We start from the raw sequence: 16,579 nt of genomic DNA, 5'->3' as shown, positions 1-16,579 counted from the left end.
AACAAACTCAAACAGTTCCGCCGCGTCGCAACACGATACGACAAGTTGCTCGCCAACTTCATGGGCTTTGTCAAACTTGCCGCTATCGCTATCTGGCTCAGGTAGTTAAATCGTCACTACGCCCTAGTCGGCGAAAAGGCATCCTGAAGAGACGAAGCGTTCCCGCCCCGACATGCTTAGGCACCACCCACTTGCGCATCACGCAAAAACTCGATCACCATCGCCGCCGTCCAGGTGAAACGGCCGCCGCCGAGCGGCTCACCGGTCAGCGGGTCGTAGTATTCGGCAAATCCGCTCTCCCGGATCAAGTCGAGGCTGGATTGCGTGATGCGCTGTGCGACCTGACCGTGGCCGGCGGCGGCAAGGCCGTCGGCGATCATGTAGTTGACCACCAGCCAGACCGGGCCGCGCCAGTAGCGCTTGGCGTCGAAGCGCCGATCACCGGGATCATGTGACGGCACGACGTAACGCGCCGTGCCGGCAAGGCATTCGACGGTCGCGGCGACTGCAGCGGCGCGATCTTTCGGGATTGCGGCAAAGGCCGGCAGGATGCCGCCAACGGAAGCGCTGTCGACCAGCGTGCCGGCGACACGGTCGAGACAGAGGTATTGGCCGTGCGCGTCGCTCCAAAGCCGTTCCATGGCCGCCAGGCCCTTTCGCGCGCGGGTGCGGTTGGCCTTGGCGATCGCCGTCTCGCCAAGCGCTTCGGCAAGATAGGCAAGGTCGGTGGCGGCGCGGATCAGGATGGCGTTGAAGCCGGGATCGACAATCTGGAAAGGTGAGGCATCGTGCAGTTTCGCGTTGTCCCAACCGAGCCCGCGAAAACACTGCACCAGCCAGAGATAACGATCGTACTGCGCCTTGGTCGGGCGATGTGCCGGATCGGCATGCAAGGTATCACGACGCGTGTAGGGCTCGACGCCTTCGGTCGGCACGCGCTCGAAGGCATCGTCCCAATCGATGGAATTGTCGCGGCCGGATTCCCAGGGATGGATGATGGCGACCAGCCCCTCCCCCTTGGGGTCGCGGTTTTCGTAGAACCAGCGATGCCAGGCGTCGATCTTCGGCAGCAGCGCGCGGGCCCGCTCGGCGGCCAATTTTCTGTCCTTGGCGCGGTCGAACAGGCGCCGCACGGCAAAGCCGGCGACGGCTGGCTGGGTGATGCCTGACGTGGCGGTCGGGCGACCGGTTCGCCAGACCTCGGGACCGGGAAAATAGCTGTCGTTCCAGACATGGAAGACGATATGCGGCACCATGCCGTCCGGCCACTGATGCGCAAACAACGTCTCGATCTCGGTCCAGGCGCGCGCTTCGTCATAATGGGCAAGGCCGAGCGCCGTCAGGCAGGAATCCCAGTTCCATTGGAACGGATAGAGACCTTTTGTCGGGATGGTATAGGTCCCCTGATCGTTCTCCTTCAGCACGTCGACGGCGCGGGCGATGATGTCATTGGCGGCATGAGCGGTCATGGGTGGTTAGGTCTTTCACAGGGCTTGCGTCGTTTCGGGGTCGAACCAGCGGATGCGGTCGGGCTTGGGAGCGAGCCGCAGGCGATCGCCGACGGCAATGACTGCGCCGGACTCGAGCACGGCGCGGAACAGGGCGCCCTCGACATCGCAGGTGACCAGCGTGTGCGGCCCGAGCGGCTCGATGATCCGCACCGTGGCGGGCAGGCCCTCGCCGCCCGCATCGACATCCTCGGGGCGAATGGCGAACTCGACCTTCTGCCTGTCCGATTTGGGACCGGACAGCGCCAGCCCGGCAACATTCCAGTTTCCGTTTGCTGTCTTGGTCGCGGGCAGGAAATTCATCGGCGGATTGCCGATGAAGGAGCCGACGAAGCGCGCCGCCGGATTACGGTAGACCTCGACCGGCGACGCAGCCTGGACGATGCGGCCCTGATGCATGACGGCAATGCGGTCGGCGAGGCTCATCGCCTCGACCTGGTCGTGGGTGACATAGATGGTGGTGGTCTTCGACCCGGCAAGCACGCCCTTGAGTTCGGCCCGCATTTCCAGCCGCAGCAGCGCGTCGAGGTTCGACAGCGGCTCGTCCATCAGGATGACATCGGGCTCCATGGCGAGCGCGCGGGCGACGGCGACACGCTGGCGCTGGCCGCCTGACAACTGGCCGGAGTAGCGCTTCAGCAATTGCTCGATATGCATGAGTTCGGCGGTGCGGTTGACGCGGCGCTCGATCTCCTGCCGCGGCAATTTCTTCATGCGCAGGCCGAAGGCAATGTTCTCGAATACGGTCAGGTGCGGAAAGACGGCATAATTCTGGAACACCATGGCGATGCCGCGATCGCGCGGCGGCAGATGATCGACGCGGCGGCCGCCGATCCAGACCTCGCCCTGGCTCGGTGTCTCCAGTCCGGCGACGATCCTGAGCAGCGTGGTCTTGCCGCAGCCCGAGGCCCCGAGCAGCACCATGAATTCCTGGTCGGCGATGGTGAGGTCGACCTGATGCAGCGCGGTGAAGTCGCCGAAGCGCTTGGCCACGCCCTTGATTGCGATTTCAGCCATCAGCCGTCTCCGTGGCGCGTGTCATCGGTTGGCGATCCCCCACATGGCGAACAGGTATTTTCGGACGGCGAAGATGAAGATCAGCGCCGGCACGACCAAGGCCGCGCCGCCGGCGAATTTGAGATAGAGCGGCGATTCACCAAGGCTCTGCAGCAGGAAGGCTGTCAGCGTGCGGTTCTCGATGGTGAGCACGGCGGCGGCGAACACCTCGTTCCAGGAGATGGTGAAGGCAAATACCGCCGAAGCGGCGATGCCGGGCAAGGCAAGCGGCAGGATGACCTTGCGAAAAGCTTGCCAACGTGTGCAGCCGAGCGTCCAGGCCGCTTCCTCGAGCTCGACTGGAATGCCGGAGAAGAGCGAAAAGGTGATGAGCACGGCGAACGGCAGCGCCAGCGTGGTGTGAACCAGCGCCAGCCCGATGGCGGTGTCGTCGAGGCCGGTGCGGATGAACATCACCGCCAAGGGCAAGGCCAGCAGCGGCAGCGGGAAAGCACGGGTCATCAGCACCAGGAAGCGGAACGTGCCCTTTCCCGGAAAATCGAAGCGCGACAGCGCGTAGCCGGCCGGCGCGCCGAAGCCGATTGCCAGGATCATCGTCAGCGTGGCGACGAGCACCGAGTTCCACAGCGCCCTGGCGACGCCGGCGAAGTTGATGAAGAACGACAGGCTGCCGAGGTCGAAGGACGGGAGAAAGCGCTTGGGAAACGCGGTGACCTCACCGGGCGACGACAGCGCATTGACGATCAGGAGATAAATCGGCAGCAGCACCCAGACGCTGAGCACGATCGCGGTGGCGATCAGCAGCCAGTTGCCGGCCTTGCGGGCATCGGCCGGCGTGGTGACCCGCGCATCGGTCACGGCGCTCATATCCGCGCGTCCTTCATATCCTGACCCCCCCTTTCATATCCTGGCCTCCTTGGGCACGCGCAGCACCCGGAGGAAGAACAGCGTGAAGCCGATCGAGATGGCGAGGATGAGCAGCGCGGAGGCGGCCGCGACATTGCGGTCCTGCAACGTGAACTGCCAGTTGTAGGTCTCACCCATCAGCACCGGCAGGTTGGTGCCGCCAAGTGCCGCGACGACGGCGAAGACCTCGAAGGCGAGAATGACGCGCAGGATGATGGCCGTCTGCAGGCTGGGACGAAGCAGCGGCAGCGTGATACGCACAAAGCGCTGCCACGGGCTGGCGCCAAACACCTCCGCCGCCTCGTAGTATTCCTTGGGGATCAGGCCCATGCCGGCCACCAGGATGACCATCATGATCGCGGTGGCGCGCCAGATCTCGGCCAGCGCCACGGCGATGAAGATGGTCAGCTTGCTCTGGTAGCCGAGGAACATGACCGGCCTGTCGACGATGCCGAGGCCGGAAAGCAGTGTGTTGAGGAAGCCGGACTGGTCGAAGATGGCGAGCCAGATCAGGCCGGCGGCGAGATCGGAAATGCCGAGCGGAATGGCGAAGACGTAGAGGACGGCACTTCGTCCGGTCTCCAGCCGCGAAACCACGCTGGCCATCAAAAGAGCCATGACCAGTTGGATCGGCACGACGATTGCCGCCAGCAGCAGGGTGTTGCGCACCGTGACGGGGAATTTCCAGCTGCCGGCCATGGTGCGGAAATTATCGAGTGTGAAGGCGCCGCCGCGGGTCACCGCCTCGAAGGCGACCAGGGCGAATGGATAGAGGAAGAAGATGCAGAGGAACAAGGTCGCCGGCATCAGCAGCAGATAGGGCAAAGCCTTGCCGTGCATGGTGTTTATCCTTTGCGATGCCGCGGCCTGGGCGCCCGGAGTGCAACAAACTCCGGACGCCCCCTTGGGAGGATCCCTACTTTTGTTTGACCATGATCTGTTCCGAAAACCGGTTTCCACTTTTCGGGATCATGGTCTAATCGACCGGACACGCGCCGTCGGATGGCTTGTCGGGCGCCCAGCACGGCGCCTTGGACTGGTCGATGATCGCCTTGAGCGCCGTCGCTTCCTCGCCGAGCACGCCATGGACGTCCTCGCCGCCGAGCACGATGCGCTCGAAGCTGTCGGTGTAGACCTGGTTGAACTTGCCATCGAGATCGCCGAGCCCCATCGGCAGCAACGCCGGCAGCGCATCGGAAGCACCGGTCATGGTGGCGATCGCCGGGCCGAAGGCCTTGACCGAGGCCGGCATATCGTCTGGCAGCTTGACGTCGACGACCGGGAAGAAATTGGTCGCCTTGAGCGTCGCGATCTGGGTTTCCGGCTTGAGCATATAGGCGACCAGCGCCTTGGCCTTGTCGATATCAGGCGACGTCTTGGGGATGGCGACGCCGGCCACGACGGGCATGAAACCGCGGCCGGCGGGGCCGGCCGGCGCCGGAAAGGCGACGAAGTCGCCGGGCTTCTTGTTGAAGGCGTCGGCAAGGCGCGCGACATGGTCGAACGCCACCCAGACATCGCCGCTCAAGAGCGGTTCCTGCATGAAGGCATAGTTGGTCGAGTTCGGGTTGGTGTACTGCCAGAGTTCCTTGAACTTGTTCCAGGCGATCTCGGCTTCGGCCGAGCGGAACTTGGTCACCATCGAGCCGGTGTAGGACGGATAGAGGAAGCCTTCGAAGAAACGATGCTTCAGCCCTTTGGGACCGGCCGGAAAACCGAATTTCGGCGAACCGGTCTTCTCGGCGATGTTTTTCGACCATTCGATCAGCTGGTCATAGGTGATGGTGTTGAGATCGACGCCTTGCGGCAAATATTGCAGCGCCTGCTTGTTGGCCGCCATCAGGTAGGTGGCCTGCATCCACGGCAGGTATTTCTGCTCGCCGCTGCCGAGCATGCCGAGTTTCCTGTAGGCTTCGTTGACCTTGACGGCACCGACATCGACGCCGGACAGATCGGCAAGGTTCGCGCCGACGCTGGAGAAGTCGCCATGCAGGCCACCGAGCACGCCGATGGTGCCGGTGCCGGCCTGCAATTCGGCCTGCAGGCGGGTGAGCCAGGGGCCGGCCTCGGCGACCTGATAGTCGACCGCGCCGTCGAACCCCTTCAGCACCTCGTCGCGCATCTTCTGCGTTTCCTCGACCGGGCGCGCCTGCGTCGACCAGAACAGCACCTGCTGGGCATGCGCCTCACCTGAGGCAAGCGACAGTGCCAGCGCAACGCCGGCCAGCGTTTTCAATCCCTTCATCACGGTCTTCCTCCCTGGATATGCGCCGTCATGGCGGCGTCAGCTTCTTGTCTGCGGTGCAGGTCCATGGCTTGCGCGCGCAACCAACGTCGGCCTGATCAGTCGCGTCAGCGGTTTGCCGGGCTTACCGGCGATGACCGTAAGCAGCATGTCGGCGATCTCGCGCGCGCATTGGCGGATCGAGGCATCGAACGTGGTGAGGCCCGGCGGCGCATAGGCCGATGCGGCAATGTTGTCGAAACCGATGACGGAGAGGTCGCGCGGCACATCGAGGCCCGCACGGGCGGCCTCCTCCATTACCGTCAGCGCCAGCTCGTCGAACAGAGCGACGATTGCCGTCGGTCTGTCAGGCCCTTTCAGCATCCGGTTGACGGCCTCGATGCGGGCCTCATGATCGAAGCGCGGCGCCGTCACCACGTCGAGCCGCACCGACGGGTCGCCCCGCCGGGCGATAGCGGTGGCAAGGCCATCCTGTCGCAGATGGCGAAAGGTCATCGGCTCGGAGATCGTCACCAGGCCGAAATGGCGGTGGCCGAGATCGTAGAGCATGTCGAAAGCCTCGCCGAAGGCATGCGCGCCGTCGGTGTCGAGCCAGTTGTAGGCAAAGTCGCTGTCGAGCAGCCGGCCGTGAGCGACGAACGGAAAGCCACGCTCGCGCAGATAGGCGAGGCGTTCGTCGACTTCGGCGATACGGGTGACGACGACGCCATCGGCACGTCCGGATTCGACGACATGGCGCAGCACCGACAGTTCCGAATGGCCAAGTGCGGCGGTGGCAAGGATGAGGTCGGCGCCATGCGACACCAGCCCTTCGCCGAGCCCGGTGACAAATTCGCCGAGAAAGGAATCGACAAGATTGGGCCCGCGTATCGGCACCACCAGGCCGACGAAACCGCTGCGGCCGGAAACGAGCGTGCGCGCCGCCGTGTTGGGTACGTAGCCGGCCTGGCGCGCCGCTTGCGCGACACGTTCGCGCGTCTTGAGAGCGATCTGTTCGTGGCCGGCAAGCGCCCGCGACACCGTCGTGATCGACAGGTCGAGGCTTGCCGCGAGCTCCTTCAGCGTGATGACGCGGTTCGTCATCGTTCCTCCTCGAACGAATTTGAAACGTTTGTAATCGGCTTTCGCAAAAACGCAAACGTTTTAAATTCGGCCTGGGGCGTCCTATAGGGAATCGGGATTGGGATTCCCTATTTCAGCTGCAGGAGATGACCCTGATTAAAAAAACGGACGTGCTCTTAGACTGCCGCGTTCCTGCAAACCGTCAGAACGAAGAATTCGCGGTAGCAGAAATCAGGCTGATCAAGCAGGCTCCCTGGATTTGCTGCCAGTTCCTTCCAATAGTGCTGATCGCTCTCAGGGAGGCCGTAATCCGGCGCTGCAGTCGTGAAATAGGAGATTAAGTCGCGTACATAATTGCGCGTGTGCTCGCCAGCAGGGGCCCACCGTTCAACGAGCCAGCCTTTGCGCCAGACGATCTCCATTCCTGCATCCCGCAAAAGTCCGGGAAGCGAGGAGCCACAATCGGTGCCAAGCACTCCCTTGTCGCGGAACGTCTGCAATCGCGCCGTCATGAAGCGGGTAAATACCCCGTGATCATAGGCAGCATCTGCAGAAGCGTCGAATCGAAGTCCTTTACGGCGAGAATGCCGCCGGGCTTCAATACGCGTCTTACCTCATCCGTGGCCTGCTGAAATTCCGCCGGCGTGAGATATTGCATGACATTGGCGGACCACACGCAATCGAAGGAAGCATGGTTGAAAGGAAGCGACAGAATGCTGCCGACGCGGGTGTGCACCTTCGGCCGATCCGGGACATCCTTGGTCAAGTTCTCGGCGCGTTGAATATTCTCAGGCGCAAGATCAAGAGCTGTCACGGACCCGTTGGAGCCAATCAGCTCGCAGATGAGCGGAAGGAAGCTTCCGCCCCCACATCCCGCATCGAGCACGTCCCAGCCACGTTGCATTCCAACTTGGGTAAGTGCGTCTTCGTATTCCGGCCGGGATGACTCGAAATGAAGATCGAGCCAGCTTGCGTCACTCGCTTCATGGCCGGTCGATGTTGAATTTCTGCCGGTACTGATGTTCCCCTCCGCGAATCGCCGGCAATATCGGACCTCGATAGCTGGCTCAGGTAAACAGACGCGATATCTGATGGCAACCAATCCGTTGTCGTCGCCATGAGAAGCCTGGCAGACGCATAGCGAATGTGATCCTGATTAGACGGACGTGCTCTAGAAACGGATTCGAACGAACCCGCCATCTGCATGGCGCGGCTTCAGCCAAGACACGGTCGAGACGAAGCTACAGGCGGTCGCCATGCGGCGAGCCTGAGAATGGCCGCGCAAAGCAGCCGGACCGACTTAAATTAGTCCCGAGCCCAATCAATCCTGATCAAGCAAGCCTACTGCAGCGTCCGCTGTGGCGGTTGGCCGGCGTGGTCGCGCGCGATGCCGGGATCGGCATCACCCTCGCCGAGCGAACGATCGAGCCCCGTCGCCACCACCGAGACCCTGAAGCGGCCTTCCATGCTCTTGTCGAAGATGGCGCCGACGATGATGTCGGCATCCTCGTAGACTTCCTCGCGGATGCGCGTGGCCGCCTCGTCGACCTCGAACAGTGTCATGTCCCTGCCGCCCGAGATCGAGACCAGCACGCCCTTGGCGCCCTTCATGGACATTTCGTCGAGCAGCGGGTTGGCGATCGCGGCTTCCGCCGCCTTCATCGCCCGGCCGTCGCCGGACGCCTCGCCGGTTCCCATCATGGCGCGGCCCATGCCACGCATCACCGATTTGACGTCGGCGAAGTCAAGATTGATCAGGCCTTCCTTGACGATGAGATCGGTGATGCAGCTGACGCCGGAATAGAGCACCCGGTCGGCGATGACGAAGGCATCGGCGAAGGTGGTCTTGGCATCGGCGATCCGGAACAGGTTCTGGTTGGGGATCACGATCACGGTGTCGGCGGCCTCGCGCAGCCGCTCGATGCCCTCTTCGGCCATCTGCATGCGGCGCCGGCCTTCGAAGGTGAACGGTTTGGTGACGACGCCGACCGTCAGGATGCCGGCCTTGCGCGCCGCCTGGGCGATGATCGGGGCCGCACCGGTTCCGGTGCCGCCGCCCATGCCGGCAGTGACGAAGCACATGTGGGTGCCGGCCAGATGATCCATGATCTCGTCGAGCGATTCTTCGGCAGCGGCACGGCCGATCTCGGGCAACGAGCCGGCGCCAAGCCCTTCCGTGACGTGCGCGCCAAGCTGGATCAGCCGCGTCGCCTTCGACATGGTCAGCGCCTGGGCATCGGTGTTGGCGGCAATGAACTCGGTTCCCTGAAGCTGTTCGACGATCATGTTGTTGATCGCGTTGCCGCCACCGCCGCCGACGCCGATCACGGTGATCTTGGGTCTCATCTCGGAGATTTCCGGCTTCTTGAACTCGGCCATGCCTGCTTCTCCTTCGCCAACTGCGTGCGCTTCACGGCCCACAAGCAGACTGCCCGTAGACATTGCAATCGAGCGGCATGACGCGAATCAGTCCGTTCGGATGGATACCCCAAAAAGCCAGAGAGCGGCCGGACGTGCAAGTGCGGGAAGGTCAAGATTTGTGATGAAGAGGCCGAACCCCACGCGACCGACTGTCCGGTCCTGGGTGATCGCGATAGTGTCGTCGCAGACCAGGCACCACGACGGATGCCCGGCGATGGCTGGGCAGAACCCGCCTTTGCCGATCGTCCCAATGGCCAGGATATCCCTGCGGACTTCGTCACCAATCAAAGCTAGAGGGTATATATCCCCTCCAGAACCCGAAAAGGTATGAAAGAATTGTCCAGTTTGCCATCCATGAGATTGCGGCCGCCGGGATCGCGGCACGGACCTTTGCAGCGATGAAACGCCCCGTCGATCACGGCGCCATGGCCGTCTCAGGCTACACCGTTCCCTGGCATACGGCGGCCGGAACACCGGTCGCCCTTCATGTCTCGTCGTCGCGGCAGGTACGCGACATCAGGATCGTGCGGCTCGACACACCCGGGGCCGAGCCGATGAACTGGCGCGTCGAGCCGACAGGAAATGCCGTATCGCATCGTGACTTCGATCATGGATCCTTCCTCCGGGTTGCGGCGACCGAACTGGCCAAGGCCACCGAGATCGAAGGCGTCGCCTTCGAAGTGTACTTGACCCGCAACGATGGCGCCCGCGTGCTGTTCGAGAGCGGCAACCTGTGCCTCGGCTTGCAGGACGGCCGGCTGATATCAGGCCACGACGGCAAGTCGCTCGATAGCGGCGTTGCGTTGCTGGCGAACACCTGGCTCAAGGTCGAGATTTCGTCGAACGATGGCGCGACCGTGCTGCGGATCGACTCGGACGATCTCCTCGCGCCGTTTCACCTGGATTACGGATTCGACCTGCCGTGGCGCCCCCTGCCTGGCGACATGGTCTTCGGTACCAGCACGGCAAACGATGTCAGGTCGCTCAACGCGAAATTCTCCGCGATCTCGCTGCAAACCGCGGCTGGTCGTGTCGCCTGGACGTTTCCGACCCTGCTGCCGGGCGGCCCGCTCGCCTCGACAGGCACCGATCGCGTCCTCTTCCTGGAAACGATCAACCAGCCCGCCTTCTGCATGACCTCGCGGCGCTGGGACGGGTCGAGTTTCGACCCCCGCCTGGTGCCGTCGCATTACGACGCGGTGCATTGCCACGACGACGACATGGGCGCGTTGCAGTGGCCCGCCTCCTGCCAATTGCAGGTTCCCGCCGAGGCGCCGCCCGGGGTCTATGCCTTCGAGGTCGGTCACGACCAAGGATCGGAGCGTATCGTCTTCTTCATCACTTCGTCGGCACGCCGCGCGCCACTGGTGTTCCTGGTGCCGACGGCCACCTACCTCGCCTACGCGGATGAATTCCTGCCGGCGCATCTCTACGAATGGAGGTGCGAGGATCGCGGCCATCGCTTCGCGATCGATAACAATTTGAAATCGCTCTACGACTATCACAGCGACCTCAGCGGCGTGTCGATCTGTTCCACCAGGAAGCCGAAGGCGACGCTGCGCGACGACTACAATTATCCGCTGTGCGGCTGTCCGCACAATCTGCCGGTCGACCTGCATTTTCTGCGCTTCTGCCACAGCAACGGGATTGCCTTCGATCTCATCACCGACCGCGACCTGCATGAGCGGGGCCTTGCCGGCTTGCAGGATTATCAGGCGGTCATCACCGGCAGCCACCCCGAATACATGTCGGTCGAAATGGAGCATGCGCTGCGCCAGTTCGCGGCGGCGGGCGGCAGCATCGCCTATCTCGGAGGCAACGGTTTTGCCGGCAAGGTCGCGTTCCACGACGATCTGATGGAACTGCGCCGCTCGCCGCTCGAGGCGGGCCGGACCTGGGACGGTGCCATCGCCGAACAGTCACTGTCGATCACAAACCAGCCGGGCGGCTATCTGCGCGCCAGCGGGCGCGGCGAGTTCTCGCTGACGGGCGTCGCCATCTCGCTGATGGGGTTCGACGCCGCGCGGCCTTTCACGCGCACGCCGGAAAGCCGTCAACCCTCGGCCGCGTGGCTGTTCGACGGCCTCACCAGCGAGACCTTCGGCGATGACGGCATCGTGCTCGGCGGCGCCGCCGGCTACGAGGTCGACGCCACCGACCCGCATCTGGGCACATCCCCCGAGACCATGGTCATCGCGCGCGCGACCGGTTTTCCGGACAGCTTCGTTCATGACGCCACCCGCTGGTACGAAGGAGGTGACAGCGAGCGCGACGGGCGCCGCTGCGCGGAGATGACGCTGCGCCATCTGCCTTCGGGCGGCCTGATCTTCTGCGCGAGTTCGGTCGCCTGGTGCGGCGCCTTGCCGGCGGGCGATGCCATGAACGACGTCGGCCGGATCACCAAGAATTTGCTGGCGCGTCTGGCAGGGAAAACGAGCCGGCAGACCCCGGATCGATAGCCCCGGAAAGGTAGGCGCCCGCGGCACCGCGCCGGTTCCAGCAGTTGGCTTGCCGCGCAACGATCGAAGCGTCTATCATGCCTGATCAATCGGCGGCCTGGGTGTTCCCGCCGTGCCCGGCTCAAGGCTTGTCCGCGGCGCGTGAGGTCAGGTCATTTTCAGAACGGATGAAGCAGCGCTCCCGCCAATGGCCGACAGAACACATTTCGGTTTGACCGCCGTCGATACCGTGCCCCTGCATGAGAAGGTCTATCTGGAGCTCGTGCGGGCCCTGATGTCGGGCCAATTCCTGCCCGGCCAGAAGCTGACCTCGCGCAAACTCGCCAGGGAACTCGGCACCAGCGACATGCCGGTGCGCAGTGCCTTCATGCGGCTGCAGGCATTGCGGGCGCTGAGCCCGATGCCGAACGGCAGCGTCGAGGTGCCGGTGATCTCGGCCGAGCGGTTTTCGCAATTGACCGCCGTGCGTACGCTCCTAGAAGGCCCGGCGACCGAGCTTGCGACGAAACTCATCAACGGCAACAATCTGCGGGCGATCCGACGCCATTGCACCGAATTGACCCTGGCGGCCCGCAAGGGCGATATCGGCGACTATCTCAGGAAGAACCACGATTTCAAATTCTCGATCTATCGCCATTGCGGCAACGAGCAGATGATCTTCCTGATCGAGACGGTGTGGATGCAGGTCGGCCCGTTTCTCCGAAACCTCGCCACGGGGTTCGAGGACAACCTCTCCTCCATTCTGGATATCGACTATCATGAGGAAGTCGTCGCCGCGATCGAGGCCCAGGACGGCGCGCGGGCGCGGGCGGCCATCGTTCGCGACATCGACGAGGGCGCCGCCCACATACTGCGGCACGGCAAATTCCCGGAAGCGAGGAGCTAGGCCGACGTCTCCTGGATCCGTCACCAGATGCCCCTTGGCTTTCCCGCTTCTTGCCTCTATGTTGCGATCGCAGATCGCGCAACTGGTTCCTGAAATGCCTCCCGACATCCCCGCTAATGATTTGAAAAAATGAAGGAAACTCTTCCGACTGATGTCGGAGATGCCTTCGTGAACTCATCAGCTGTCTTGTCGTGAAATAGGGTTGCCGCCTCAGGCGCGGCACCGCAGGGAACCAGAGGTAACGGAAATTGAGCGATGCAATTGCGGACGTTTTAAGTTGGCTTGAAAGCCGAAGTGACATCCAGAGCCTGAGGGCCGCGGTGTGCGACCTCAACGGCATCATGCGGGGTAAGCGGATCCCGGTCGAGCAGGCGCGCAAGGCGCTGGAAGGCAAGCTGCGCATGCCCTATTCGCTGATCGGGCTCGATGTCTGGGGCGAGGACATCGAAGGCAACAGCCTGGTCTTCTCGACCGGCGATGCCGATGGGCTTTGCCAATGGACGGGACGCGGCATTCTGCCGGTGGAATGGACGGCGCATCCGACGGCGCTCGTCCCGCTCTGGCTCGCCGACGAAAGCGGTGCACCCTATCTCGGCGATCCCCGGCGGGCACTGGCCCGCATCCTCGATCGCTATAAGGCGCTCGGCCTCACTCCGGTCGCGGCGACCGAACTCGAATTCTACCTGGTCGATCCGCAATCGCAGCGGCCTGTCGGACCAGTCTCACCGGTCACCGGGCGGCGTCTCGATTCCGACGCGGCGCTGTCGATCGACGAGATCGACGATTTCGAAGCCTTCATCCATGACATCTACGAAGCCTGCCGCGCGCAAGGCATTCCCGTCGACACAGCCATCGCCGAAAACGGCGTCGGCCAGTTCGAGATCAACCTGAACCATGTCGCCGACGCCTTGCGGGCGGCCGACGATGCGGTGTTGTTCAAGCGCACGGTCAAGGGCATTGCCCGCAAGCACGGCTTTGCCGCCTGCTTCATGGCCAAGCCCTATGGCGACCGCGCCGGCAACGGCTTCCATGTTCATTTCAGCCTGGTCGACGACGAAGGGCGCAACGTGTTCGACGACGGCACCGACCAGGGCTCCGACATCATGCGCCATGCGGTTGGCGGGCTGCTGGCGGCGATGGCCGAAAGCACTTTGGTGTTCGCGCCGCACTTCAATTCCTACCGGAGGCTGCGCCCACGATCCTACGCGCCGACCGCGGTCGCCTGGGGGTACGAGAACCGCATGGTCGCGATCCGCATCCCCGGCGGCCCGAGCGGCGCGCGCCGCATCGAACATCGCGTCTCGGGAGCCGACGCCAACCCATATCTGGTGCTTGCCGCCATACTGGGCGCCGCCCTGATCGGCATCGAGAAGCAGATGTCGCCGGGCGATCCGGCGGGGAAGGACGGGCAAGGCGTTGCCCCGGCCAAGCTGCCACCGGACTGGGCGTCGGCGATCGCGACCTTTGAAGGCGGGACGCATGTGGCGGAGATCTTCCCGGCGATCCTGCGCGACTCCTTCATCGCTTGCAAACGCCAGGAATTGAATACGTTTGCCCTGAATGTCAGCGATTTCGAGATCGAGACCTATCTCGAAAGCGTCTGAGGCCCTTTACGTCGACCGCTCGGCCTTCAGTACAGTGACCGCCGCCTCGCTGTTGTGGACATAGTCGTTGGCATCCGGCTGCTTCTGCACCAGCAGGATGAACAGAAGGTCGGTCAGCGTCAGTTGCGCGTCGCGGGCGGTGATGGACGAGGAGCGCGCGCGCTCCTCGTCGGCGATGGTGTAGAGGCGAATGTCGGCGACGCGGCTGAGCGGATTGTCATGCAGGCCGGTGACGGCGATCACCGTCGTGCCGCGCTTGGCTGCAAGCTCGGCGATGCGCAAGGTTTCAATGCTGGCGCCGGAATAGGAGAGCGCGAACAGCACATCGCCAGGCCCCAACGTCGAGGCGTTGGCCATCTGGATGTGGCTGTCGCTGTCATGCAGCACATTGCGGCCGAGCTTCATCAGCTTGTAGGAGAAATCGCGCGCCACCAGCGAGGAAGCGCCGACGCCAACCAGATGGATGCGCCGCGCGCCATCCAGCAGTTCCAGCGTCCTGGAGATGATGCGCTCGCTGTTGGCGGCGACGGTCTGCTGCATCGACAGCAGCTTGCTGCCGATCAGCTTCTTCAGGATGACCGGAAAGCCATCGCCGACCTCGATCGAGCCGTGGATGACGCCGGCCGGCACCTGCCAATCCTGCGCCTTGGCCTCGCTGACGGCGAGCTTGAGTTCCTGATAGCTGGCATAGCCGAGCTTCTGGCTGAACTTGACGACGCTCGACTGGCTGCGGCCGATCTCGGCCGCAAGTTCGGCGGTCGAAAGCCGCAGCATCTGGTTGGGGTTGTCGACGATGTAACGGCCGATCTCGCGATCGCCGGGCGCCATGCCGTCGAGCTTGGCGTTGATCCTGCTTAAGACAGACACGTAAATCCCCTCGCTCTTCAGACCTGCAAGACGAGGAATAAATTATTCCAATTTTGATTGACAGCCAAGAACGCAGAATTAATTCTCAGCTCGACCCGGGTCACCGCCCGGGATTCCCAGGCAGGTCGCGGGTGACCCTCAAGGTTTCAGCCATGGATAGATTGCGGATCGTCGGCGGACAGAGATTGCAAGGCGCGGTCACCATATCGGGCGCCAAGAATGCCGCTTTGCCGCAGATCGCGGCTGCGCTGCTCAGCCCCTACCCGCTCGAACTGACCAACCTGCCTGATGTGACCGACGTCGAAAACATGCTCGGCGTGGTGCGGCTTCACGGCGCCGAAATCAACCGGTCCGCCTATGCCGCGATCATCGACACAAGTGCCGCCGTTTCCAAGGAGACGTCCTACGACACGGTTCGGAAGATGCGGGCGACGGTGCTCGTGCTGGCGCCGTTGCTGGCGCGGTTCGGCCATGCCCGGGTTTCGCTGCCAGGCGGCTGCGCGATCGGCGCGCGGCCGGTCGACATGCATGTCGCCGCACTCGCCGCGCTGGGCGCCAGGGTGGCCATCGAGAACGGCCTGATCGTCGCCTCGGCGCCGAACGGGTTGACCGGCACGCGCATCGTGCTCCCGTCGCCATCGGTCGGCGCGACGGAAACCGCCATGATGGCGGCGACCACGGCCAAGGGCGAAACCGAGATCCTGAACGCGGCGCGCGAACCGGAAGTGGCTGACCTCGCCGCTTGCCTCAGCGCCATGGGCGCGCGCATCGAGGGCGCAGGCACGCACCGCATCCTGATCGCGGGCGACACCAACTGGCACGCCGCCAGTCACGACATCATCCCGGACCGCATCGAGGCGGGCACCTATGCCATCGCCGCCGCCATCACCGGCGGCCAGCTTGAGCTGACGCATGCCCGGCTCGAACACATGGCCTCGGTTGTGCAATTGCTGGAGGCGACCGGCGTCAGCGTCTGGCCGGGCGACCGGGGACTGATCGTCTCGCGCGACCGGCCGCTCAAGGCAGCCGACCTCACCACGGAACCCTATCCGGGGTTCCCGACCGACCTGCAGGCGCAGTTCATGGCGCTGATGTGCTGCGCGCAGGGCGCCTCGCTGCTGCGCGAAACCATCTTCGAGAACCGCTTCATGCATGTACCCGAACTGATGCGGCTCGGCGCCAACATCAAGCTGCAAGGCACCATGGCGCTGGTGCGCGGCGGCGAGAAACTGCACGGGGCGCAAGTGATGGCCACCGACCTGCGCGCTTCGGTGTCGCTGGTGCTGGCGGCGCTGGTCAGCGAAGGCGAGACCATCATCAACCGCGTCTATCACCTCGACCGCGGCTACGAGCAACTGGACCGCAAGCTGCGACTGTGCGGCGCCGACATCGAGCGGCTGGGCGCATGAATACCGACGCGGATTATTTTCTCGGCGTCGATGGCGGCGGCACCGGTTGCCGCGCCCGTCTCGAGGACGCGCAAGGCATGGTGCTGGGACAAGGCCTATCCGGCCCGGCGACGACGCGGCTCGGCATCGAGGCAGCATGGGGCTCCATTGCCAAAGCCTACGGCGCGGCGATCGATGAAGCAGGTTTCGCGCCCG

15 protein-coding genes and 1 pseudogene are annotated in these 16,579 nt (G+C 63.7%); 6 read left to right on the top strand and 10 right to left on the bottom strand.

What is annotated here, in order from left to right:
- Nucleotides 1–105: pseudogene (locus tag O7A61_RS26390) on the top strand (IS5/IS1182 family transposase); the annotation flags it as partial.
- A gap of 71 nt (nucleotides 106–176) precedes the next feature.
- Here O7A61_RS26390 and O7A61_RS26385 read toward each other — a convergent pair.
- From O7A61_RS26385 to ftsZ, 9 genes are all read right to left on the bottom strand, one after another.
- On the bottom strand, nucleotides 177–1,469 hold the full coding sequence (locus tag O7A61_RS26385; protein ID WP_337132300.1) for an amylo-alpha-1,6-glucosidase: 1,293 nt from the start codon (nucleotides 1,467–1,469) through the stop codon (nucleotides 177–179).
- 15 nt (nucleotides 1,470–1,484) lie between these two features.
- A complete protein-coding gene (locus tag O7A61_RS26380) occupies nucleotides 1,485–2,525 on the bottom strand; it encodes an ABC transporter ATP-binding protein (protein ID WP_337132299.1) in 1,041 nt (346 codons plus the stop codon).
- Nucleotides 2,526–2,546: 21 nt separating this feature from the next.
- Nucleotides 2,547–3,392, bottom strand: coding sequence for a carbohydrate ABC transporter permease (locus O7A61_RS26375; protein WP_337132298.1), 846 nt, complete (start codon nucleotides 3,390–3,392; stop codon nucleotides 2,547–2,549).
- A 33-nt stretch (nucleotides 3,393–3,425) separates the two neighbouring features.
- Nucleotides 3,426–4,271: a carbohydrate ABC transporter permease gene (locus O7A61_RS26370; protein WP_337132297.1), complete on the bottom strand. Its 846-nt coding sequence runs from the start codon at nucleotides 4,269–4,271 to the stop codon at nucleotides 3,426–3,428.
- Between the two features lie 136 nt (nucleotides 4,272–4,407).
- Nucleotides 4,408–5,676, bottom strand: coding sequence for an ABC transporter substrate-binding protein (locus O7A61_RS26365; RefSeq protein ID WP_337132296.1), 1,269 nt, complete (start codon nucleotides 5,674–5,676; stop codon nucleotides 4,408–4,410).
- A 39-nt stretch (nucleotides 5,677–5,715) separates the two neighbouring features.
- A complete protein-coding gene (locus O7A61_RS26360; protein WP_337132295.1) occupies nucleotides 5,716–6,759 on the bottom strand; it encodes a LacI family DNA-binding transcriptional regulator in 1,044 nt (347 codons plus the stop codon).
- A 155-nt stretch (nucleotides 6,760–6,914) separates the two neighbouring features.
- Complete coding sequence (locus tag O7A61_RS26355; protein WP_337132294.1) at nucleotides 6,915–7,160, bottom strand: hypothetical protein; 246 nt, start codon at nucleotides 7,158–7,160, stop codon at nucleotides 6,915–6,917.
- A gap of 86 nt (nucleotides 7,161–7,246) precedes the next feature.
- Entirely contained in the window at nucleotides 7,247–7,840 is a 594-nt protein-coding gene (locus tag O7A61_RS26350) for a class I SAM-dependent methyltransferase (protein WP_337132293.1), read from the bottom strand.
- Between the two features lie 239 nt (nucleotides 7,841–8,079).
- A complete protein-coding gene (gene ftsZ / locus O7A61_RS26345) occupies nucleotides 8,080–9,117 on the bottom strand; it encodes a cell division protein FtsZ (RefSeq protein ID WP_027142209.1) in 1,038 nt (345 codons plus the stop codon).
- Between the two features lie 440 nt (nucleotides 9,118–9,557).
- Between ftsZ and O7A61_RS26340 the strand changes: the two genes are divergently transcribed.
- The 3 genes from O7A61_RS26340 to O7A61_RS26330 all read left to right on the top strand — a co-directional run bounded on the left by O7A61_RS26340 (nucleotide 9,558) and on the right by O7A61_RS26330 (nucleotide 14,108).
- On the top strand, nucleotides 9,558–11,618 hold the full coding sequence (locus O7A61_RS26340) for a N,N-dimethylformamidase beta subunit family domain-containing protein (protein WP_337132292.1): 2,061 nt from the start codon (nucleotides 9,558–9,560) through the stop codon (nucleotides 11,616–11,618).
- Nucleotides 11,619–11,805: 187 nt separating this feature from the next.
- A complete protein-coding gene (locus tag O7A61_RS26335) occupies nucleotides 11,806–12,504 on the top strand; it encodes a GntR family transcriptional regulator (protein ID WP_337132291.1) in 699 nt (232 codons plus the stop codon).
- Nucleotides 12,505–12,752: 248 nt separating this feature from the next.
- Nucleotides 12,753–14,108 (top strand): glutamine synthetase family protein, encoded by a 1,356-nt coding sequence (locus O7A61_RS26330; RefSeq protein WP_337132290.1) that lies wholly within the window; start codon nucleotides 12,753–12,755, stop codon nucleotides 14,106–14,108.
- A 6-nt stretch (nucleotides 14,109–14,114) separates the two neighbouring features.
- On the opposite strand, the gene O7A61_RS26325 is transcribed toward O7A61_RS26330, so the two are convergent.
- The gene (locus tag O7A61_RS26325; RefSeq protein WP_337132289.1) at nucleotides 14,115–14,975 is read right to left on the bottom strand and encodes a MurR/RpiR family transcriptional regulator; all 861 of its coding nucleotides are present in this window, start codon (nucleotides 14,973–14,975) and stop codon (nucleotides 14,115–14,117) included.
- 152 nt (nucleotides 14,976–15,127) lie between these two features.
- Here O7A61_RS26325 and murA point away from each other — a divergent pair, with 152 nt between their 5' ends.
- Both murA and O7A61_RS26315 read left to right on the top strand, forming a co-directional pair.
- Nucleotides 15,128–16,384, top strand: coding sequence for a UDP-N-acetylglucosamine 1-carboxyvinyltransferase (gene murA, locus O7A61_RS26320; RefSeq protein WP_337132288.1), 1,257 nt, complete (start codon nucleotides 15,128–15,130; stop codon nucleotides 16,382–16,384).
- The coding region (locus O7A61_RS26315; protein WP_337132287.1) for a BadF/BadG/BcrA/BcrD ATPase family protein at nucleotides 16,381–16,579 on the top strand (199 nt) is incomplete at its 3' end. The genes murA and O7A61_RS26315, both read left to right, overlap by 4 nt.

Origin of the sequence: Mesorhizobium sp. Cs1321R2N1, from assembly GCF_037179725.1 — a bacterium.
GTDB classification, from domain to species: Bacteria; Pseudomonadota; Alphaproteobacteria; order Rhizobiales; family Rhizobiaceae; genus Mesorhizobium; species Mesorhizobium salmacidum.
The sequence above is the reverse complement of the archived record's forward strand: the minus strand, read 5'-3'. Positions and strand labels throughout refer to the sequence as shown.